Here is a 22,226-nt window from a genome sequence, read left to right as displayed (position 1 = left end):
TCGCTCAACTCACGTCTCACCAATCGCTGCCGCAGATCCTAGCCAGGTTGCGTCAGCAACGATTTTCTTAGCCAACCTAGATGACCCAGTTCCGGTTCGACGGTCAAATCGAATATGCGCTTATATAGCTCAGGCCCTAGGTCTGCTCTAATCGGAAGCCTTCCCGAAGTCTCAAATACTTCGAAGAGAGCATCAGTGAGCCTAGCTATGCCGATTTCAGAAGAGAGCGCCGCAGGACGGTACGTGCGAATTGCTCGTTCCAGTCCCTTCAGGTTATTTCCGACGCCACCGTCGAGAAGTTCCCAAAAGGAGTCGCAAATCTGAATATCTACCGGATTCGCTTCCAACTCTCGTTCGGCCTGACGGAGACGGTCCGACCAACTCTTCAATCCGGTATTCATGGGCCTGTTCCAGAGAAAATGACTCGATAGTTTCCGGCGGCGTCGCCCAAGTCGTATCCAACTTTGATATCTCGAAAGCCAGCTTGCTCAAGCCCGCTCCGAATTGCGGCGAGATTGGCAGCTGGACCAGTGCTTCCTGTCAGTCGCCCTCCAGCACCCAGGACGCGCGCTGCCTCCCGGAATGCCTGTGGGCCCAACTCAGTGAACGGCAAACCTTCGAGCGACACACTGCTCATGCTGCCAGAACGAAAAGGGAGCGATTGGACGCGACCCATGACGTTTGGAGTTCCAGCGAGTGTATCGCGCGCAACCGTAACTACGCCCTGGCGCGCGCCACTCCCCACGACAAGTTCGGCACCCCTTGCGGCAGTCGCCTCGGCCGCCCGAGTAAGGGCTGGGGCGCCGCGACCAAGGCCTTGGACAGCGCGCAACAATCCAGGCGACGGGCCGACGCCAATCTCCCTTGATATCGCAATGTCGTTTCTTCGCTGTTCGGCATAAGTTATCTGCTCGGCCAGTTGCTCGTCCGTTTTCGAGGCGTAGATGTCCTCAGTAATCCTATTTCGCAGCATCGCCCACTTACCAAAAAACCCTAACTCGTCCCAAGCTTTTTTCGGACCTTCTTCCGCAATAACCGCCGGACCCTCTGCGGCCGCCGGCGTCGCCCTGCTCATCGGAAGCAGGTTTTGCCGTGCAAAACGCGGTTGCTTCCAGACGTATCGGTTGCAGTACACGCACGTTGTTGGCCAAGCCCATCCAAACGAAATCGAAAAGCCACTGTCGTACTCGCGTTCGTTCCACCCGCTTCTGTAGTCTCCGTATTCACCAGCAAAGCCGGACGGATCCGTGGCCGACAGCGGATTGTTGAGGACGTAGCTATACCGATTGAGCGACTGACCATTGAACGGGAACTGCACAAGGGGGTCGGCTGACAAGAATCGCCCAGTCACAGAGTCCATGACGCGCCCATTCATGTGAATGAGACCCATAGAGTACCCGCCGATCATTTCGTGACCGGTGAACCCATGGCGAGTGATCGATGCCATCTGTGCCAGGGTCGAGCAGGCACACCCGGGATCCCACTCTTCGGCATCGCGCCGTGCGCCGAACGCTTCGAAGCTTTCCCTGACGATCTGCGCTCCGCTGCTGTCGAGAATGCTGGCGATGCTGCCAAGATGGTCGTTAAGCAGGTAACGCGTGGTCGTGGTTCCGCCCGTGCGGCTCACTACCGCAATCGTCGCCCCATTGGCCCGGATGTAGTGGCGGTAGTCGTTAACTCCGCTGAGCGACACCTTTTCGAGCGCCGCGCCGATGTAGACCGTGGTCTCGATGACCCCGCCGTTCTCGTAGACCTGCTTAAAACGTCCACGATCAGGCCCATAACTGAAAGTGAGTTTCTTGTTAGGCCCGTTGATGGCGGTCGGGTAGTTGTAACTCGTCCAGCTGATGGTCTTGCCACTTCGTGTGACGGCGTTGCCGTTCGCGTCGTACGAGTACGTATTTGTCCCGGCCTTGGTGACGGCGTGTTTGTGGGCGGGATCGGCGTACTCCCAGGTGGCACCATTGGCGATATCGCTGCGGGAAGTGACGTTGCCGATGTCATCGTAGGTCGTAGTCAGGTTGCCCACGCCACCCAAATCCGAGGACGTGAGCCGCTGGAGCGCATCGTAGTGAAAGTTCTCGGATAGCGTGACGAGGCTACTGCTGTATTTCTGTCGCTGCGTCACGTTGCCCGCATCGTCGTAGAGATAATTCTCGTTCCGGAGCGCGGTTCCGCCGTTGAGTCCGGAGGTGACGTTGGACGCTCGCCCCGTAACCGCGTCAATCGTCCGATTGGTGATCACACCGTTGCCCAGTAGTTCCTGGGTCACCTGGCCCAGCGGGTTCACCGCGTTGATGTGCCAGTACGCGGTATTGGTGGTGGAGTCCTTGACCTCCTGCAGCATCGCGTTTTGATAAACGTACTGCAGAGATAATCGATACCCCGGAACACTGGGATAACTCACCGAACTCTGCAGGCCAGTGAGCGCGTCGTAGCCGTAGTCGTACTGATAGGTGGCGTCGCTCTGAATCTGCTGCGAGCTCAAACGGCCCTTGGCGTCATAGCCATAGGTCTCGGAATACAGCAGCGATCCGCCTGGAGTGAGTTGCTCGACTTTGGCGAGCTGACCGACGTCGTGCGAGGCTTGAGTTACACCGTAAGTGAAGACACTGTGAGCCTCGAGCTCCAGGCGTTTCTTGAGTCTGGACAGCGCGTCGTATTCAAAATCGGTAATTTGGCCCTTTGCATCGGTCTGACGCCGCAGCTCGCCGAGCGGATAGTAGTCGTATGTCCAACTACCCATATCCGGATCGTTCGAGCTCATCTTCATGCCGCGCACGTTGTAGGTGAGCACGGTATCGGTGTCGCGGTAGTCGCGAACCTTGGTGGTATTGCCGAAGGCGTCGTATTCGTAGTCCGTGTCGTGATCGAGCGCATCGAAAGACTGCACGATCAGCCCTAGCGGGTTGCGCCGTAACTTGCTGGTGTGTCCCAGCGAATCGGTCGTGATGGTAGTTGGCCCCTTGTAGGCAATGGAAGTACCGACGAGTGTTCCAGGAGTTGCCTGGTTGACCGGCCGGCGAACCTGCGAAGTCCGCCCCAGCAGGTCATACAGATAGCTGACGTTGTGCGAAGCCGCGTCCTTGGAGTGCGGAATGCTCCGGGCGGAGAGGCGGCCGTATTGATCAAAAGAGTTCGTCACCTCGCTGATGACGCTCCCCAGCAGCGGCTGCAAGGTGCGAATCGGGCGATCGAAGATATCGAGTTCCTGTGTATCGATGCGCATTGGGCTCGCGCCGGCCCCGACGGGAAACAGCTTGACGTCGACTTTCGTTTTGGCCGCGGTAAAACACTCGTTGCCCGCGCCGCAGGCACTCAATGCATATTCGGTGTGCGTTTGGTCCGGACGGTCCTCGCGAAGCAGTCGCCCGAACGTATCGTACGTCCACGACGTGGTCAGTCCATTGGGATCCGTCACACTGTTGCGTGTGCCGAATCGATAGTCCCAGCCGGTGTACGAAACCTGGTTCATTGCATTGGTGACGGATTCGGGTTTACGACCGGTCGCACCCCAGCCGACATAGGCGGTTCTCGCAGTCTGGTTCTGGCCCGAAACGGGCGTGACGGCAATCTGATTTACGTTGCCGAAGCCGTCGTATCCATAACCGGTCGCCACCTGCCAGCGAGGGTCACCAGGCTCGACCGTCTCGGCGTTGATGCGGCAATTGACGTAGTCGGGCGTGAATGAGGTGGTCCGTGTCGTCGCAGCACTGCCGGGAGCAGTCTTGGTCACGGATGTTTGAGTCGGTAGATTCAGACACCAATTGACCACGTTAGGCGTCACGGTGTGCGTGACGGTGGTCGTCCACAAAGCGCCAAACAGCGGTGAGCCCGGGAATGTGTCCTGAACGGACGTGACGATGGTGGTCGCATTCCCATACGCATCGTAGACCGTGGGATCAACCGTCGTTTTTCGGAACGACACACCATTTACTGTGCTGCCACTGACGGCGGGCTCCGCCTCGAAGACCTCGGTGACCGAGGAGTCGAGGTATACGAAATGGCGCCAGTTGTTGTTAGCTGGGTCAACCAAGATGTCTCCGTACAGGTTTTCGGTACGGGTTATAGGCGTTCCGTCACCCTGCAGAAGCTCATCCGTGGTAACCATCCCCGTGTATGGAAAGTCCGTCGCCCGGTAGATGTTCCTGATCAGCTGATTGCGCGTGTCCGTGATTCGGACCCGTTTGAAACCTTCGAAGCCACGCCCGTCGAGATTCTCGCGGCCCTCGTAGTACCAAAAGTTCTGCGTATACGTGCCCGGCGACCCGTCGGTCGCGCCGCTCGTGGAAGTCAGCGACGTGACGACATAAAGCGCCCGGGCGAAGTCCTGCTCCGGCGACACGGCCGTCGTGCCGATGGTGTAGTTGCCGTTGAGAATCGAGCCGTAGGTCGGACTGACGTTTACACCAAAGCCATCGGTAATCGATGTGACGAGATCAGGCGGTGTGCTCGGCAATGCATGGCGATAGACGGAGATGCCGGAGCTGCTCCAGGTGCCCAAGTCCATTAATCCATCGCCATCGAAGTCGAGCGCGAACGCGTTGGCTGCGGCACTCGGGCTGATGGGGACGCCGGTATCTACGACGGCGCCAAACCCCGCTTCCGTCGACACCAGCGCACCAAAATTCGAGCCGTACTGGATCAAGACGTCGGTGCGTGAATCGCTGTTCCAGTCAATCGATGCGAGCGGCGTCCCGGAGACACTGATGGCTTCTCCGGCCACTCCGCCGCAGGCAGAAGTGATCACGCTAGCAGGCGACCGCATCAGCACGTCCGTACAACTATCATCGTTCACGAGCGCGAAGCCAGCGATCTGCGGCAGCACGGCGGCGCCCTGCTGACCCGAGAGTCCCCCGATGTCCGCGAATGTCGTGCCGTTGAATGCCAGGAATCGAACGTAGCCGATCGACGCGCCGATGGCCGCGGTGGGAAGAAGCATTCGCATGACGACGTTGCTGACGCCATCGCCGTCGAAGTCGAGACGCGGACCGGGTCCGAATTCAGTGCCCGTCAAAATGTCGGCATCGCAGGGCGTGGCGGGAGATGTCGGACAGCTCACGGTCGTCGAATATGTCTTCACCGTGCCGAAGCTGATGGAGTTCTTCGCCTGGCTCGAATTCAGGTAGGTATGCGCCGTCAGCGTGTAAAGCCGCGTCGAGGCGTTGTATGCCTTGATGATCGCCATGAAATCGCCGCGACCGTCGCCATTGACGTCGACCAGGCCGTACTTATTAGGCGAGCCTGGCGGCGCTACCGTCAATGAGACGGTCGTGACTGCCCCGCCGATCCAGGAATAGGCGACGAAGCTCGAACCTTGCTTGATCACGACGTCGTCGAAACCCTTGTTCGACAGGTCGGCATAACCCACCAGGCCATTGCCGATGGCACCCAAGGAGATCGCAGGAAGGAATCCACCGGACGAAGTTCCTCGCGCGACCTTCACCGTACCGCTCTCGACGTACATCACGTCGCTGCGCCCGTCACCGTCGAAGTCTGGCGAACCTAAATAGGTCGAGCCGGACGCCGCCGGAATGGCGGTGGTTGTCATGCCAGCCGCGCCGTTCTGATACCCGAGGGTCGTGGCCGCCAGGCAATTCGTCGCATCAGCGCTGGCGCATTCCGTGATGGTCGAAATGCGCGGCCTCAATGTGGTTGGCGCCAGCTCGTACCCGAGCGCATATCGTTTGACGAGGGATCCGGAGTGCGACACCTTCACCGCTTTGAGCAGGTTCGTGTTGACGATGAGATTGCCCGCCACGTAGCTGCGCGTGCCGGGATCGGTCGTATTGGGAAATTCTGCGGCCTTTGCGGCGTAGTCGAATGTCACTGAGTAGAGATAGGTGGAAGCGCCCGCCGAAGTCGGCGAATACTCGATGCTGATCGGCACGGCGGTATTCGATGTGCCCGCAGCCCCGAGCCCGTAGGTCACCTTGTAACTGTTGCCCGCACGATCAGTAACCTTGTTCACCAGCCACATGTAGTGAAACAAAGATGAAGCCGATGGCTTCACTCGCGAGTCCGGCGTATTGCCGAACTCGTAGGTCAAGCCGTCCTTGGTCTTCGCAGTGAAATAATCGGGATCGGTGTTGGTCGTGCTGACCAGAGTAATTTTCGAAAATTCGGCGAGCTCAGTGTCGTATTTCGTCCCCGGTTGACCGTAGTAGCCGCTGGAAATGTCCACGCGCAGGTGCTTGCCATCCAGGCAGAGGATGTCCGAATAGCCCAGTAGCACCTGGCCCACGAATCCATCTTGCGCCACGGTACGATTGCAGCGCGTGATGGCGGACAGCCCGTTGAGCGCCCAACCGGGACCGGTGATGCCGGTTCCGCGCTGACTATCGTAGGTCAGCGTGAGTTTCGGCTGAATGCCTCCCGCTCCTGGCGGCGTCCACAGCGGAATCTGGTACGTGAAAGAACCCGTTGGAGATACGGCGAATGAACCTTCGGTTCGGCCCACCGCTGCGGTGGAGACGCCCGGCAGACCCGCGATCAGCGTCAGGATCAGCAGTGCGCGATGGAGATAAGTTTTCATGTTTTTCATCTCTGGATCTCGCCTCGTTAGTCGCAGTCGGCGCTGAGCGCCGAGCCCACGGTCGAATAGGTGCTGAAGTTTCCCTGCGCGTCGCGCGCCCGCACCCTGTAGCTGTAGTTAGTTGCGGAGCCTACCGTCGAGTCCGCAAATGACAACGAGGTGACGCTGGCTACCTGCGTGTATGTGCAGCTGGCCGTGTTGCAACGTTCGACGAGATAGGCGGTGACGCCAGCGTTGTCCGTTGACGCGCTCCAGCTCAATGAGATTTGTCCGAGGTTGACGGACAGCGTGAGATTTCCGGGCTGGGTCGGCGCCTGCGTATCCAGCGTCGTGATGGTGAAGATCGACGAGTAATTACTGTTCAAGCCCGCTGCGTCGTTCGCCCGCACCTGGTAGCGGTAGGTGGTGTACTGGGTCAGCAAGGTATCGTTGAACGTAGTTGCCGTGGGGGTGGCGATCTGCGTTGAAGGCGAACATCCAGTACCCTGGCAACGTTCCACCTTGTATCCCGTAACGCCCACGTTGTCGGACGATGCATCCCACGCGAGATTGGCCTGGGTGCCTGAGGTCATCGTCGAGCGCAGGTTTGCGGGTGTACTGGGCACCTGTGTATCGGCAGGCGTGGTGGCAGTGACTACCGAAGACACCGCGCTCCAGTTGGGCACGCCGTCCCTTGCACGCACCTGGTATCGATACACAGTATTTGGCGCGCGGCCCGTGTCGTTATAGGCAGTGCTTGTTGGTGTCGCGATCGCCACTGAAGGGGAGCAGCCCGCTCCCTGACATCGCTGCACCTCGTAGCCGGTAACCGCGACGTTGTCGTTCGAGGCCGTCCAGCTTAGGCCGACCTGGGTTGTCGAGGTGGAGGTCACGGTAAGGCCGGTTGGCTGTGACGGCGCCTGCGTATCCGCGGGCGTCGTTGCCGCAACGACCGCCGAAGCAAGGCTGACATTCGGCACTGCGTCGCGTGCTTTGATCTGGTATCGGTAGATAGTGTTGGGAGTCAGCCCCGTATTGTTGAAGCTGGTCGTCGTCGAGGTTCCGGCCTGGCTGAATGATGCGCAACCCGTTCCCTGGCAACGCTCGATCACGTATCCCGTGACCGCCACATTGTCCGTGGACGCAGTCCAACCCACATTGATTTGGGTCGGTGAGATCGCGGAGGCCGTCACGCCGGTCGGAACCGTGGGTGCTTGCGAGTCCGTTGCCGTCACGGCACTCACGACGGCAGAGTAGCTGCTGTACAGCGGCACAGCGTCACGCGCACGCACCTGAAATCTATATGTCGTTCCAGGTATAAGGCCCGTACTATTGAAAGACGCGCTAACTGGTGTGCCCACTTCGACAAAGCTGGTGCAGCCGGCTCCCTGGCAGCGCTCCACGGAATAGGCAATCACACCTACGTTGTCAGTCGATGTTGTCCAAGTGAGATTGATCTGCGTGGACGAAGCCACGGTTGCGGCCAGACTGCCAGGCTGGCTTGGCGCCTGAGTGTCGGTGGTCGCCACCTCGACTATCGAGGAATAGGTGCTCCAGTTCGGCACGGCGTCGCGCGCGCGCATCCGGAAGCGGTAGGTCGTACCGTTCGTCAGACCTGTGCTGGAGTAACTGGCGGTTGCCGGAGTCCCGACCTCGAGGAAGTTCGTGCATGACACGCCCGCGCAGCGTTCGACCGAGTAGCCAGTGACGCCGACGTTGTCCGTCGATGCGACCCAACTCAGGTTGATCTGTGTGCCGGAGACCGTCGGAGCGCTGAAACCAGTGGGCGCCGACGGCGCCGTGCCATCCGGGGTACTCGCGGCGGCGACCGCCGAATAGGCGCTGTAGTTGGGGACCGCGTCGCGGGCGCGGATCTGATAACGATAGGCGGTCGCGTCAAGCAGTCCGGTATCGCTCCAGCTAGTAATGGAAGTGGAAGACATTTCGGCAAAATTCGTGCAACCCGCGCCCTGGCAGCGTTCGATGTGATAGGCCACGACGCCCACATTGTCGGTGGCCGCGTTCCAGTTGAGGTTGATCTGGGTGGACGAGGCCGCAGTCGCGGACAGGCCGGTCGGTACAGTCGGCGCGGCATTATCCTGCGTGGTCGCCGACGCGGTGTTTGAATAGTTGCTGTAGTTAGGCCGCGCATCGTACGCGCGAACACGGAACGAATACGCAGTCGCCTGCGAGAGCCCCGTCGCGCTGTAACTCGCGCTTCCAGCGCCTCCCAGCGCCGTGAAATTCGAGCAGCCGGACCCGGCGCAATACTCGACGTCGTAGCCGGCGACTCCTATGTTGTCGGTCGATGCGGCCCAGCTGAGATTGATCTGCGTACCGGAGGCCACTACCGCGCTGAGCCCTGTCGGCTGGCTCGGTGCCGAGGTATCCGGGGTTACCGCCGTGGCCGAGTTCGAGTACGCCCCGTAGTTTGGGAATGCATCGTATGCGCGGACGCGGAACGAATACGACGTGCCCTGTGACAGTCCGATTGCGCTGTAGCTGGTCCCAGCCGCATTTCCCAGTGGTGAGAAGCCGGAGCAACCCGTGCCCCCGCAGTATTCGATGGAATAGCCAGTGACACCCACGTTGTCCGTCGCGGCGGTCCAGGTCAGATCGATTTGCGTACCGGATGATGCAACCGCGATCAGGTTGGTGGTCTGCGAGGGCGCAAGGGAGTCCTGAGTTGTGGCGCTCGCCGTGGCGCCTTCGCTTTGGTTGCCTGCCAGGTCAAAAGCAACGATCCCGTACGTATAGGTCGTACCGGGAGTCAGGTTTATGTTGTTCAGACTGTGTTGGCTGGGAGGCGTGGTGAGAATGGTCGTGCAGGTGCTGCTTTGACAACGTGTAATCGTGTATCCAGTGACTCCACGGTTGTCGGTTGACGTGCCCCAGGCGAGATTGATCTGGGTGCCCGAAGCAGTTGTGGCCGTGAAATTGGGGGGAGTACTGGGTGGCGTCTCGTCAAAGGCTGCCCATGCCGCCCGGCTACCGAAAATCAGAAAGGCAGCCGCGAGCCAGCGCCAATTCCACGCTTGGTAACTAGTCACCTCAGTCTCCCTGCGCAGGTCTTTAATCCCGCGACGTCTTTTTTGATCTCTCGGAACTACGCAGTCCGCGAGCGCTATTCGCCTCGGGCGCCCGACAATTGATCCATCACGAAGCTATTTCTGTCGCGACCCGCAGTTTTCTCTCACTGAGTTGAGAGAGAAATGCGTATATCTCTGCAAATGCAGCAATTTATTCTGTTGAGTAGTCATAGAGACCGGGACTCGGTTGTTTCTCGATCTCACGGTGACTCACGCTCCCTACGCTTGGACGAGTTCGAGATCTAGCGTTCGCATGATCGCTGTCCAGTTGCTTTCCCGGCCGGGAAACGTCATTGCACAGACAGCCAAATAAAAAAGTCCCCGGCGGTTTCCCGCCGGGGACTTTTTATCTTCCAGTCGACGGCTGAACGACTGATCGTAGTGAGCGTCTCCGCTCCTTACATATCCATCCCCGCCCGTGCCACCCGGCGCACCGCCGTCGTGCGCATTTTCGTCGTGTTTCGGCGCTTCAGCGATCACGACTTCCGTCGTGAGCAACTGACCCGCAACCGACGACGCATTCTGCAGCCTCAGACGCGTGACCTTCACCGAGTCGAGGATGCCCTCTTCAAGCATGTCGCCGTACACGCCGGTGCCGGCGTTGTAGCCAGAGGCGCCGAGGACCTAGCGCCCTCCGGATATACCGCGGCGCAGCTCATTGCTGGCAACGAGCCGCTCCCGGAGTGGAGGGCCGTCGAACGAGAACTAGCCGAACGCGCGATGAAGCGCATCAAGCTCACTTCCAAATTGGCCTCACGTACCGGCAGTAGATAGGCGACCGCCGCGATCTGACGCAGCGGCACTTCTGTCGCGCGCGCAGGGACGCGAATATCGGACGTCTGGTGAGCCGGCGCTTACACTCTCGCGCCGTTACCGGCAAACATCCTGCCGCGCAATAGATAGCAGTAGTTCACATATTCCGTGCGAATCCCTTTGTTAGCATCCGCGCCTGCGCCGCCGCGTTCGCTCAGAGTCCCGCATGAAATTTCCACTCATTCTCCTGCTGACGATCTTCTGCTCCGTTCTGGCGCAAGCCGCGTCACCCACCGACACGCTGGCGCAGATGGAAGCGGCCGTCGTCAACGAAGATGCTGAAACAGCGCAGAAGCTCTGGAAGGAGCTGTCACCGCACTTCGAGCGTCTGTCGACGGCCGATCAGGGGCGCTACCTGGTAGTGCAGGGACTGATTCAGGAAGACGTCCTCGGCGACATCGGCAGTGCCGAACAATCCTTCAACCGCGTCATCAGCCTGCTCGATGGCGCGACCGTTCCCACCCAGGCGCTGGCCGATGCTTACTACGAGCGCGGGTACATCAAGTACATCCGGACCCACAACACCGCCGTTTACTGCCCGGATCGAGAGAAGGCAGTCGGCCTGACACGCAAGCTGAACACGCTCGCCAAACTTCCCAGGTACCTGACGTCCCTCTCGTTCTGCTACACGGATTCTCCGCAGCGCTTTCAACAGGGCCTGGCGGTGTTGAACGAGGCGATGACGCTGGCGGAGTCCATGCAGTTAGGCCCGTCCGACCGCGGATTCATATACAACGCCACCTCCTTGCTGTATCGCACCAACCAGCTCTTTGCGCAGGTTCATGCGTATTCCGAACTCGCTTACAAGGAATACAAGAAGACGAAGGCGCCTGTTAACGCCGGGAGCCTGGACACCCAGCTACACAACCTGGTGATCAATTCGATCGGCATGGGAGACCTGGATAAGGCGGAATACCATGGCAAGGAGATGTGTGCCCTGGCTGAAGCTTCTCCCGAGCGATTCGGCACGTCGCGACGCACGCTAACAACTGCCTGCGCGAGGGAGATGTGTTCGGACGCATCGGCGGCGAGGAGTTCGCGGCCCTGCTGCCGGCCACCGACGAGCGGACGGCATGGACGGTGGCGGAACGCCTGCGTAAAATTATCGAGCAGACTCCGCTCGAGCGTCATGGCGATCGCATTCCGATCACTGTGAGCATAGGGCTCATGAGTGGCACGCTCACGGGCGATAACATCGAGACGATGATTCAGTGTGCAAGTTAGCGCCCGGCGAAGGGTACGGGGCGTGACTTGTGCGTAAAACAACAGGCATATTCAGATACCCGGATTCGAAATCGTGCATCGGGATCAACCGGGGCGAGTAGGTCGAGGTCTACCTGCGAGGAAATACGCCACTTCAACCATTGCCCACGTGTCTTGAGCGCAATACCTGAGCAGCTCAGATCGAATTCTTGTGCTCTCTTCCTCGTTGCACTTTCCGGAGGTCGCGTGGAGATAGGCGATCTGCGCATCCGTCCCACCACTCACGCCCTCCAACACTTGATAGTTAAGATCCGGCGCGATCACCGGCAGCACTTTCTTGATGGAGAACGAGCCGCGCATGCTTGGATGATAGAAATGAGCTTTGACTACCGGCAGCAGGTCGAAGATTCGCGCGGTATACGAGTCCATAAGCGGCACGAGTTCGGGATGCCGTTCGCCTAACTCTCTGAATCTTGTCTTCTCATAGGTAGCGTGATAGACAATGATCGGTCCATCTACAGTCCCCAGGACTTCTCGCATACGCTCCGCGCATGCCAGCGAGGGATCACCGCCGCTGAGATCGAGAAACGCCGCGTGCTCGAATACGCCGGGACTGCGCTCGACATGGCAGGACCACTGGAAAACCACTTGTTCGTAAGGCCTTGTGCCCGCCCACCGCGGAACCGGCAGATCGATACCTTCAAAATCGAAATAGAAGCGTGGATAGGAAAGCGCCTCCACTATGGCTTTAGCGCCGACCTCCAGCACAGGCTTGCCGGACCTGTGTGCGAGTTGGATGCGTTGGTAGAGCGCACTTTGCGCGCCAACCAGCTCCGTCGACGCCGGTTCGAGAATAGATAGGTATCCCTTCTGCGCCCGCAGCTTTCCCGCAAGCTTCTTGCCGGCGGAGTCGGGCAACAACTCGACAGGATGTTCTGGGCGGGGCGGTTCAGACGCGGCGCACGATTTCTTGAACGGACACTCGTAGGGTCGGTCGCAGTGGGGCCCGGTCGTGGCATGAGGTATTTCGCCCGCGACGGCGTGAAGAGCGGACTGCAATATTATCGGAATGTCTTTCACTCGCTGCGAGACGGCTTCGGTGACGTCCAATTGCCTAAACAGACCCGAATAGTCACCACCCCCCGGGTAGCGCCACCGCCCATTCAATAGATTGAGTTCGGTGCGAGCGAGTTGCTCTCCGCTTCCTTCCATCGCCCACGCCTGGATCGCAAGATCATCGACATGGTGAGACTCGGGACCCGCAGGCGTCACCTTGTCAGGTTTGAGCGGAAACGAGCTCGCTTTGGTTTCGCGCAACACGAAGCCGCCCTGTGTCGGCAATACCGCGTCCGCGCGCGCATACAGATCGCCGTTGACCATCGGTACTTCAACCGCGGGCTTACCGCCGCCGGCACGAATGTCCGCCCAAGCTTTTGCCGCCGATGTCGCCATGTCACCGGTCGACTTTGGCCAGAGTTTCGCTTCGCCCAGAAGTTCGCGAGCCTTCTCACCAACCAGGTTTCCGTCGGTAGCGCGTCTCAACATGTCCTTATCCGGGGGCGGAATATCGTTCGCTCGATGCTTTTCCAGCCAAAGACGTTTCGGACATTGGATATAGGAAAGCAAGTCCGACTTCGTGAGCATGGATGCGGTCCTTACGATCGTCTGACTACTCTTTGAATACGACGTCTGAGCGTGCCTATCCAAGCGTTGTCATCGTGAGACTTGCGAGACTTTCGGTTCTGATTTCTTCCCAAGAAATTTACTGCGCAACGGCGGTCGACACTCTCGCAGATTGCATCTAACCGCGCTCGTAGGGATAGACATTCTTAAAGTAGCGATTCAAATACGACCCTACTGAGCCTGCGCTGCGCAAGTTTTTAAATTCATGCTCCGGAACGCCTTTGTACAAATATGTAGAACCGTTTAGAAACCTTACGTAAACGGTTTGATTGTCGGAATCGTAGCCGACCGACTCGATATTTGAGGAGGCGACCTGATGCATTTCTGGAGGCGGCATAGTGAGTTTCCTATTCGAATGACTGATTTCGCCAATTGCGAATACAAGTCTCGTATTCGGCATTCCCGGGCTTCGCTATCGTCCACCGCTTGGATGGAACTGGATCGGCGCTGTTTGCAGCGGAGTTGGACTTAAAGAACTTTATACGAGATGGAATTCGAACTGCCTCGCCGCTAACTATCGCTTCTCCAGTGCGCAAACTCGACAGCACTTCTCCCATCTCACGCAGCTCATCCTGCATAGCAGAAACAACGTGTTGCTTATCTCTGGAGTTGCTCATTCGCAAAGCAATAATTGATCCGCATTGACTCAAGACAGTCTCATCCAGCTCTGACGGCCGCTGAGTTACGAGCAATAGACCTACACCGTATTTGCGTCCTTCTTTCGCGATTGTTTGCACGGTTCGCGAGGAGATTGACTCTTCGCCAGCGCGCAGATACGCGTGCGCCTCATCTAGCACGATCAATAGCGGCTGCAGCTTTCCACCAACCGGAGTGGTTTGACCCCAAAAGAGAGCGTCGTAGGTAATTTTCAGAATGCTGCCAGAGATTGTTTGGACGATCTCAGCCGGGATCTCGGAAAGGTCGAGTATCGACACCGGATGTTTGTGGCCAAACCACGAGGCGAGGAGCAGCTCCAAACCATTCTGCACCGCGCCATCTAGATCAGGCGTATAGGTAGGAGGCTCGAAAAGGAACGCATAGCGTCTGTCCAGCATCCGCGACCGCATGCCCTCGAGAAATCCTAGGATGCCCTTCGCTTTGATATTTAAGAAGGGCGCAGCCGATCCCATGGCAGCAGGCGGGTACTCGTTTGATCTCATCTGCATCGGATCGCCAGCAACAGTTACCGCCTGCGCCGTGACACGATCTGCAAGAAGGGTCATTCGCTCGAAATTGTCGAGTTCAAACCAAAGTCGCTTCAATGAGAATGGAATTGGACTGTCGGCTGAAATCGCCTCTGCACGAACCCCACTGAGAGCCACGGCTGAGTGCCGCTTCAACTCCAAGACCTTCGCGCGTATGTAATCCTCGTTTTGGTCTGACAAGGAGCCCGGGAAAATTGCTAGCAACTCTTTGAATGGCAGTGCCCAGAATGGAACGCAGAGTTCCTGCTCCAGCAATGCGGCGTCGCTTCCAACTCGAAAAACAGCACAACTCCCGTCCAAAGCGCTCGCATATTCTCCATGAGGGTCAATTACTAATATGCGGCTGCTGGGCAGCCCCTTCTTCGCTACCGCTTTTACCACGACGCTTACAGCATTCGACTTGCCGCTCCCTGTCGCGCCGAGAATTGCGCAATGTCGGGTAATCATTCTGTCCATGTCGAGATGCGCCGAGAGACCCTCAGACGCCGATTGCTTTCCGATCACTATTGAAGAGGCCGAGTCGTAGCCGCCGTAAACGACCTTTAAGTCCGAATTAGTAACGAGGTGAACTTGATCACCTGAAGTGGGTGATTGAAGAACGCCTCGCTCGAACGCGTCGCCGATTTGTTCTCCCACCAAAACCAACTTCAACCAACGATGTGAATCAACAATCGTCGGATTGTCCAAATACGCGATTTGCATGGCTTCCGGCATTGCCAAGACTCCCGCCTGAGTCACCAAGCCGTAGAGATTTGCGTAGCCGAGCGGGATTTTTAGGAACGAACCAATCTGGCCTATTCGATATACGGTTCCATCAATAATTGGCATGTTGGACGCGTGTGTCGCGTTCATTCTGACGGTAACGGTGCTTCCGCTGACGCTTTCGACCTGGCCGACGTAGGTTGGATTCATAGTCAGGACTATGTCGTTGCAGCCGTTTGAGACCCGACCGCCATATCGTTCAAAAAGGCAGACAGCTTTCCGAAATCCGGCAGCAGGAAACGCCCGGTGCCGGCCCATCTTTCATCACCTATGCCACTCGCACTTGCCGCGATCGGCTGGGCCGCGTCTTCATCGAAGTAGGCGTCAATGCGACTTGTCTCGAAGACGCTGGGCTCATCTCCCAAGCGCCATTCGCCAAACTTTCCACCTATAACGGCATGTCGGCGGCCATAAACCGACAATCTTCCTGCTGTGTCGCGTTCAGCCATCTTCCGAACGGAGTTTTCTGGATCGACGAGTGCGTACGTTCGAGGTGTCCCGCTTTCGTCGAAGTAGAGTGCGACGACATGTGAGCTCGAACTCCTTCGCAGTGAAGTTAGAATCCTCTCGTTAATGTGTTCGTCTCCAAATGAATACCCGCACGTGATCAAGACTGCATCGTCTTGCTGTAGGAATGAGCAAAGCCTATCAATCAGTCCAACGTACGGCTGCTTCTTGGATGTGCTGTATTTGAGGTGAGACGGATAAATGAGGATCGAATCGTCATCGACTTTGCCCTTTCGAATAACTGTCTTGTCGCTAGCCCGGTGCGTCCAACCTAACGATCCGTGCATTTTCCAAAGCTTTGCGAGCTGAGCGTAGGAAGCCAAGTCTTCGACTGCTTCTGGACAGAAGAACGGCTCAAATGCGCCAGAGAATCCATCGAAGTACGGTATTCCGCTGCCTTCGAGTGCTATCTCGAAAAGGTAGTCGTAGTTCGTCGTGAAGATTTCCGCAGGATGCCGACGCCGCGCCTTGCTTACCCAAGTTGAAAACTGCGAGTGTGCTAATCGGTGCCGATCTTCGGGCTTTAACACCTCGTGAACTGACACGAGTTGAACTATGGCCTTCTTTAGGGCTTTGGAGAGTTCGCCGTACGACTTCGCATCTAAGCCGTTAAGATTCCCCTTACCGATTGCCGCCCGCTTTCCTTCAATGCATGAAAGTAGTGATTCGACATTGAATTTGCTTGAGCCAATTTCGACTTCGATCTCGGCGATCGCAGTCTTGTAATCCTTCGATGCAGCTCCTAGTTCAGTCGACACAATCTTCGTCATCTCGGCTATCGCGGGAACCTTTACCCCCGGCACAGACGTCGCAAGGGACGTCCCAGCGCCGAATAGGAAGCCCAGGCGCTTTTTGTCAGAGATCAAAATCTGATGCAGTCCTCGCATGTACTCGCGAGGATCATGATTACTCGCACGCATATGCATTTCGCCGCATGTTTTGCCTACAGATTTGTTTCATGCCAATTGCTTTAATCCTGTACTAACAGGATTTCGCGCGTCCCAAACTTAATCGAAGCTATTCGAGAACAATTCCGTGTACCTAGCTATGTGTCGCGTAGACCGATTTCCTCTCACCTATAGCGCAAGATGTTTGCGTTGGGTTCCGTGCGGCGCCGCAACATTGGCTCTTAATCCGATAGCAAATAGGTGCCACAAGGCAGCAACTCTGGGTTTCATCCGGAAAAAAAAGACCCCCGGCAGTTTCCCGCCGGGGGCTTTCTATCTTCTCTAGCTAGACGCTGAGCGTCAGACAGTAACGAGCCTTTCAGCTCCTTACATATCCATCCCGCCCATCCCGCCCATGCCACCCGGCGCACCGCCGCCGTGAGCATGATCGTCGTCTTTCGGCGCTTCCGCGATCATGACTTCCGTCGTGAGCAACAGACCCGCAACCGACGCCGCATTCTGCAGCGCCAGGCGCGTGACCTTCGCCGGATCGAGGATGCCCTCTTCCAGCATGTCGCCGTACTCGCCAGTTCCCGCGTTGTAGCCATACGCGCCCTTGCCCGCCTTCACAGCGTTCAGGACCACAGCGGCATCTTCACCCGCGTTCTCGACGATCTGACGCAACGGCTCTTCAATCGCGCGCGCCAGGATGCGAATACCTACCGTCTGGTCTTCATTCGCACCTTCGAGCTTCTCGAGGGCCTTCAGCGCGCGGATCAGCGCAACGCCGCCGCCCGGGACCACGCCTTCTTCAACGGCGGCACGGGTCGCGTGCAGCGCGTCTTCGACGCGGGCCTTCTTCTCTTTCATCTCGATCTCGGTGGCAGCGCCAACCTTGATCACGGCAACACCGCCGGAGAGCTTGGCAACGCGCTCCTGGAGCTTCTCTTTGTCGTAGTCCGAGGTGGCTTCTTCAGCCTGCTGACGGATCGACTCGATGCGCGCCTTGATGTCGGTGGCCTTGCCGGCGCCATCGATGATCGTGGTGTTTTCTTTCTCGATGACGACTTTCTTGGCGTCGCCGAGATCGTTCAACGTGGCTTTCTCGAGCTGCAGACCGACTTCATCGGAGATGACCGTGCCGCCCGTGAGGACTGCGATGTCCTGCAACATGGCTTTGCGGCGATCGCCGAAGCCCGGGGCCTTCACGGCAGCAACCTTGAGGATGCCGCGGATGTTGTTGACCACGAGTGTCGCGAGGGCTTCGCCTTCGACGTCTTCGGAGATGACGAGCAGCGGACGACCCTGCTTCGCAACCGCTTCGAGCAGCGGCAGCATTTCGCGGATGTTCGAGATCTTCTTGTCGGCGAGCAGGATGACCGGCTTCTCGAGCTCGACCGTCTGGTTCGCCTGCTGGTTGATGAAATACGGCGACAGATAGCCGCGGTCGAACTGCATGCCCTCGACGACGTCGAGTTCGTTCTGCAGGCCCGAGCCTTCTTCAACCGTGATCACGCCTTCTTTGCCGACCTTCTCCATCGCTTCGGCAATGGTCTTGCCGATCGACTCGTCGGAGTTGGCGGAGATCGTGCCGACCTGCGCGATCGCCTTGTTGTCCTTGCAGGGCTTGGACAACTTCTTGATCTCTTCGACAGCGGCGATGACGCCCTTGTCGATGCCGCGCTTGATGTCCATCGGGTTGCGGCCCGAGGAAACGGCCTTGAGGCCTTCGCGGATGATCGCCTGCGCGAGCACGGTGGCGGTGGTGGTGCCGTCGCCGGCTTCGTCAGACGTGTTGGAAGCGACTTCCTTCACCATCTGCGCGCCCATGTTCTCGAACTTGTCTTTCAGTTCGATTTCCTTCGCGACCGAGACACCGTCTTTGGTGATCGTCGGAGCGCCGAAGCTCTTGTCGAGAACAGCATTGCGGCCCTTGGGGCCGAGCGTCGCCTTGACGGCGTTGGCGAGGATGTTGACGCCGCGGAACATGCGGATACGCGCGTCATCGCCGAAACGTACTTCTTTAGCTGCCATGATTATTTGCCCTCGATGACGGCCATGACGTCTTCTTCACGCATGACCACGAGATCATCTCCATCCACCTTCACTTCGGTGCCGGAGTACTTGCCGAACAGGATCTTGTCGCCGACCTTCACGTCGAGCGGGCGGACGTTGCCGTCCTCGAGGATCTTGCCCTTGCCTACCGCTACGACCTTGCCCTGTACGGGCTTCTCGGCGGCCGAGTCCGGAATCACGATGCCGCCGGCCGAGACACGCTCTTCTTCGAGACGTTTCACGATCACACGGTCATGAAGAGGACGAATCTTCATGGGTTCGCTCCTTAACTAGTTGAGTTGGTTGGATAAAAAGCGAAGACTGTGCGTTAGCACTCTCCCCGCGAGGGTGCTAATTGTATGGGGGGAACGTCTTTTATCAAGCTCGATTTGGGTTTTCGGACCTCCGAGGACGCAAATGGGCACGCCGGGCGGCCGAACTGAGGGGTTTTTCGCCGTCCAAGGGCTCGACCGGTGTGACAATTCGCCGGTTCGAGCGGTCTCATGTGTCGAATCACGATCAAGATGAGGTGTTGAGTGAGCGCGAAGACTTTTCTGCTGGCTGCCGTTTCATTGCTGGCACTGCTGGGCGCGGACCGCGCACTGGCGATCGGCGAAGACGAATTCCTGCCGCCCGAAGACGCGTTCAAGTACACCGCCACCGCTGATGAACAGAACGTCACCATCGAGTGGCAAGCCACCAAGGGTTACTACCTCTACAAGAAGCGCATGGGCCTGAGCGCAGCCACTCCCGGCGTGACGGTCGGCGAGTCCGTCTATCCAAAGGGCGAAATCCACAAAGACGAGTACTTCGGCGAACAGGAGGTTTTCCGCGGCGCCTTCAAGGTGAGTGCGCCGCTCACGGGTGCCAAGGCCGGCGATACCGTGGCGCTCAAGCTCAAGTGGCAGGGCTGCGCGGATGCGGGCCTGTGTTATCCGCCCAGCGTGTGGGACGCGAACGTCAAGGTGGCCGCGGCTACGCACACCACCACCGCCGACAAGGTTTTCGAGAAGGCGAAGCCGGTCGTCGAGGGCGAAGAAGAGTTCCTCGACCCCGAGGTGGCGTTCGTACTCACGGGCGAGGCGCAGTCGGCTAACAACATTCAGCTCAACTGGCGCATCGCCGACGGCTATTACCTCTACAAGCAGCGCATCAAGCTCGAGCCGGCGAATGCGGCGCAGCCGGTGGGCGCCATCGTGTTGCCCAAGGGAGAGGCGCATCACGACGAATATTTCGGCGACCAGGAAGTGTATCGGGGCAGTCTCGATGCCAGCTTCTCGGTGCCGCCTTCCGACGCGAAGAGCGTCGACGTCAACGTGACCTATCAAGGTTGCGCGGATGCGGGCCTGTGTTACCCGCCGATCACCAAGACCCTATCTATTTCGCTGGACGGCGCGCCGACGACGGCGGCCTCGGCAACCCCGGCCAGCGGCGGCTACGTATCGGAGCAGGACAGCTACGCGGCCAAGATCAAGAACGGCAACATCTTCCTGGTGCTCGCCACGTTCTTCGGCGCGGGGTTGTTGCTGGCCTTCACACCCTGCGTCTTGCCCATGGTGCCGATCCTGTCGGGCATCATCGCGGGCAGCGGCGAGAACGTGTCGACGCGCCGCTCGTTCCTTTTGTCGGTGGCCTATGTGCTGGGCATGGCATTCACGTACACCGCGGCCGGTATCGCCGCGGGCGCGATCGGCCAGGGTTTCAACCTGCAGGCGACGTTCAACCAGCCCTGGATCATCACCGTATTCAGCCTGCTGTTCGTGGTGCTGGCCGCCTCGATGCTGGGCCTGTTCACCATCGAGATGCCGGGTTTCATCCAGACGCGTCTGAGCAGCAAGAGCAACGAGCAACAGGCGGGCACCTATCTAGGCGTCGGTGTCATGGGTGCGTTGTCCGCGCTGATCGTGTCCGCGTGTGTGGCGCCGCCATTGATCGCGGCGCTCACGGTCATCAGCCAGACCGGCGACGTCGTGCGCGGCGGCGCCGCGTTGTTCGTCATGAGCATCGGCATGGGCACGCCCTTGTTGTTAGTGGGCGCCTCGGCCGGAAAACTGTTGCCGAAGGCCGGCGCGTGGATGGACACGATCAAGAACCTGTTCGGCGTCCTGTTCCTGGCGGTTGCCGCCTGGATGTTGTCGCGCATCGTGCCGGGATGGTCGATCCTGATCCTGTGGACGGTGCCGGCGCTGGTCCTGTGCTGGGTGCTGTTCCGCGCGCGCGCGAAATCGGCGCCGGGGAAAATCCTGTTGCGTGTGCTGGGCGTCGCCGCCGGCGCCTACGCGCTGCTGCTGATTGTCGGCGCCGTGCGGCACGGGACGAATCCGCTGGCGCCGATCGCGGAATTCTCGGCGCAGCAGAAGCAACTCGAGTTCAAACGCATCAAGACGCTGGCCGATCTCGAACGCGAAGTCGCCGCCGCGAAAGCCGCCGGCAAATCCGTGATGCTCGATTTCTACGCCGACTGGTGCGTGTCCTGCAAAGAAATGGAACACAACACGTTCACGGAGGCCGAGGTGCAGAGCGCGCTTGGCAACACCGTGCTGCTGCAGGCGGATGTCACGGCGAACAACGAGCAGGATCGTGAGCTGCTCAAACACTTCGGGATATTCGGACCGCCGACGATCGCCTTCTATGGCGCCGACGGTGAGGAACGGCGAAACTTCCGCGTCGTCGGATTCATGAAGGCCGCGGAGTTCGCGGCCGTGGTCCGCCAGGCCGTCGCACCCGCGACCCCACCGGCAACGTGAACAAGATGTCTGCTTCACCGCCGCGAGCGCTGCTCGCGGTGCTCGTCGTCTGTGTCGCCGGCGTCGGCGGCTTCCTGTTGTTCCGCGCGTTTCAGACTTCGCCTGCCGAAACCATCAAGCCGGTTGCGGCCGGCGTCGCACCGGAATCGAAAGCGCAGGTCATCGCCGATCCAGGCGCGCCGGTATCGAAGCGGTCGGTTCCCGACACGCTCCCAGAGATCATGCTGGCGGATATCAGCGGCAAGCCCACGAAGCTCGCGAGTTTCGGCGGTCGGCCCCTGATGGTGAATTTCTGGGCCACCTGGTGCGCGCCCTGCCGGCGCGAGATTCCGCTGCTCAATAAGATAAGAGGGGAACGAAAAGCTCAGAACGCCGAGATCGTCGGAATTGCCGTCGACTTTCGGGAAGATGTCCTCAAGTTCCTGCAGAAAGTGCCCTTGAGTTACCCCCTGCTGATCGGCGAAGAGGACGGTTTGGCCGCCGCCGAAGCATTCGGAATGGGCATGGCATTTCCGTTCTCGGTGTTCGTGGACAGCCAGAACCGCATCCTTACGATCAAGGTGGGCGAGTTACACGAAGATGAAGCCAATTTCGCGTTCGATCGGCTCCGTGATATCGATAATGGCGTTTTGACGCGCGAAGCGGCGCAAGCGGCGGTTTCCGATGCCTTCCGCGAGATGGCCGCGCATCGCGCGCAGGAAGAAGCTGAATCCGAGGCGAAAAGCGCCAAATAGCGCCGATTCCCGCCAGATTGCCGAAAA

General features: G+C 58.8%; 12 protein-coding genes and 1 pseudogene. 3 read left to right on the top strand and 10 right to left on the bottom strand.

The features are described 5' to 3' along the window. Positions 1-38: 38 nt before the first annotated feature. From WDO72_13445 to groEL, 4 genes and pseudogenes are all read right to left on the bottom strand, one after another. Entirely contained in the window at positions 39-401 is a 363-nt protein-coding gene (locus WDO72_13445; GenBank protein ID MEJ0086686.1) for a hypothetical protein, read from the bottom strand. Next, positions 398-6,535, bottom strand: a complete 6,138-nt coding sequence (locus tag WDO72_13440) for a SpvB/TcaC N-terminal domain-containing protein (protein ID MEJ0086685.1) — start codon at positions 6,533-6,535, stop codon at positions 398-400. The genes WDO72_13445 and WDO72_13440 overlap by 4 nt, the downstream gene beginning before the upstream one ends. A 26-nt stretch (positions 6,536-6,561) precedes the next feature. After that, the gene (locus tag WDO72_13435) at positions 6,562-9,564 is read right to left on the bottom strand and encodes a fibronectin type III domain-containing protein (protein MEJ0086684.1); all 3,003 of its coding nucleotides are present in this window, start codon (positions 9,562-9,564) and stop codon (positions 6,562-6,564) included. 444 nt (positions 9,565-10,008) lie between these two features. Then, positions 10,009-10,212, bottom strand: a pseudogene (gene groEL, locus WDO72_13430) (chaperonin GroEL). A gap of 370 nt (positions 10,213-10,582) precedes the next feature. On the opposite strand from groEL, the gene WDO72_13425 reads away from it, so the two are divergent. Then, a complete protein-coding gene (locus tag WDO72_13425) occupies positions 10,583-11,572 on the top strand; it encodes a hypothetical protein (GenBank protein MEJ0086683.1) in 990 nt (329 codons plus the stop codon). Between the two features lie 152 nt (positions 11,573-11,724). Here the strand turns inward: WDO72_13425 and WDO72_13420 are convergent, their stop codons facing one another. The 6 genes from WDO72_13420 to groES form a co-directional block, all read right to left on the bottom strand. Further along, the gene (locus WDO72_13420) at positions 11,725-13,263 is read right to left on the bottom strand and encodes a DUF2779 domain-containing protein (protein ID MEJ0086682.1); all 1,539 of its coding nucleotides are present in this window, start codon (positions 13,261-13,263) and stop codon (positions 11,725-11,727) included. Between the two features lie 157 nt (positions 13,264-13,420). Further along, positions 13,421-13,624: a KTSC domain-containing protein gene (locus WDO72_13415; GenBank protein MEJ0086681.1), complete on the bottom strand. Its 204-nt coding sequence runs from the start codon at positions 13,622-13,624 to the stop codon at positions 13,421-13,423. A 25-nt stretch (positions 13,625-13,649) separates the two neighbouring features. Next, positions 13,650-15,419 carry an ATP-binding protein gene (locus WDO72_13410; protein ID MEJ0086680.1) on the bottom strand — a complete coding sequence of 590 codons (1,770 nt, stop codon included), beginning with the start codon at positions 15,417-15,419 and terminating at the stop codon, positions 13,650-13,652. Between the two features lie 8 nt (positions 15,420-15,427). Then, complete coding sequence (locus WDO72_13405) at positions 15,428-16,663, bottom strand: SIR2 family protein (GenBank protein ID MEJ0086679.1); 1,236 nt, start codon at positions 16,661-16,663, stop codon at positions 15,428-15,430. Between the two features lie 387 nt (positions 16,664-17,050). Further along, the gene (groL, locus tag WDO72_13400; protein ID MEJ0086678.1) at positions 17,051-18,697 is read right to left on the bottom strand and encodes a chaperonin GroEL; all 1,647 of its coding nucleotides are present in this window, start codon (positions 18,695-18,697) and stop codon (positions 17,051-17,053) included. A gap of 2 nt (positions 18,698-18,699) precedes the next feature. Beyond that, on the bottom strand, positions 18,700-18,993 hold the full coding sequence (groES, locus tag WDO72_13395) for a co-chaperone GroES (GenBank protein MEJ0086677.1): 294 nt from the start codon (positions 18,991-18,993) through the stop codon (positions 18,700-18,702). 261 nt (positions 18,994-19,254) lie between these two features. Here groES and WDO72_13390 point away from each other — a divergent pair, with 261 nt between their 5' ends. Both WDO72_13390 and WDO72_13385 read left to right on the top strand, forming a co-directional pair. Next, positions 19,255-21,465 (top strand): protein-disulfide reductase DsbD, encoded by a 2,211-nt coding sequence (locus WDO72_13390; GenBank protein MEJ0086676.1) that lies wholly within the window; start codon positions 19,255-19,257, stop codon positions 21,463-21,465. A gap of 77 nt (positions 21,466-21,542) precedes the next feature. Beyond that, positions 21,543-22,199: a TlpA disulfide reductase family protein gene (locus WDO72_13385; protein ID MEJ0086675.1), complete on the top strand. Its 657-nt coding sequence runs from the start codon at positions 21,543-21,545 to the stop codon at positions 22,197-22,199. Positions 22,200-22,226: the final 27 nt, after the last annotated feature.

Source organism: Pseudomonadota bacterium, assembly GCA_037200975.1.
GTDB lineage: Bacteria > Pseudomonadota > Gammaproteobacteria > Steroidobacterales > Steroidobacteraceae > CADEED01.
Note: the sequence above shows the minus strand (reverse complement) of the source record. Positions and strands in the feature narration are given on the sequence as shown.

Coding starts and splice junctions, on each gene's coding strand:
- WDO72_13445 (MEJ0086686.1), bottom strand. CDS start 401: ATGAATACCGGATTGAAGAGTTGGTCGGACCGTCTCCGTCAGGCCGAA.
- WDO72_13420 (MEJ0086682.1), bottom strand. CDS start 13,263: ATGCTCACGAAGTCGGACTTGCTTTCCTATATCCAATGTCCGAAACGT.
- WDO72_13425 (MEJ0086683.1), top strand. CDS start 10,583: ATGAAATTTCCACTCATTCTCCTGCTGACGATCTTCTGCTCCGTTCTG.
- WDO72_13410 (MEJ0086680.1), bottom strand. CDS start 15,419: ATGAATCCAACCTACGTCGGCCAGGTCGAAAGCGTCAGCGGAAGCACC.
- WDO72_13405 (MEJ0086679.1), bottom strand. CDS start 16,663: ATGCGAGGACTGCATCAGATTTTGATCTCTGACAAAAAGCGCCTGGGC.
- WDO72_13415 (MEJ0086681.1), bottom strand. CDS start 13,624: ATGCATCAGGTCGCCTCCTCAAATATCGAGTCGGTCGGCTACGATTCC.
- WDO72_13440 (MEJ0086685.1), bottom strand. CDS start 6,535: ATGAAAACTTATCTCCATCGCGCACTGCTGATCCTGACGCTGATCGCG.
- groES (MEJ0086677.1), bottom strand. CDS start 18,993: ATGAAGATTCGTCCTCTTCATGACCGTGTGATCGTGAAACGTCTCGAA.
- groL (MEJ0086678.1), bottom strand. CDS start 18,697: ATGGCAGCTAAAGAAGTACGTTTCGGCGATGACGCGCGTATCCGCATG.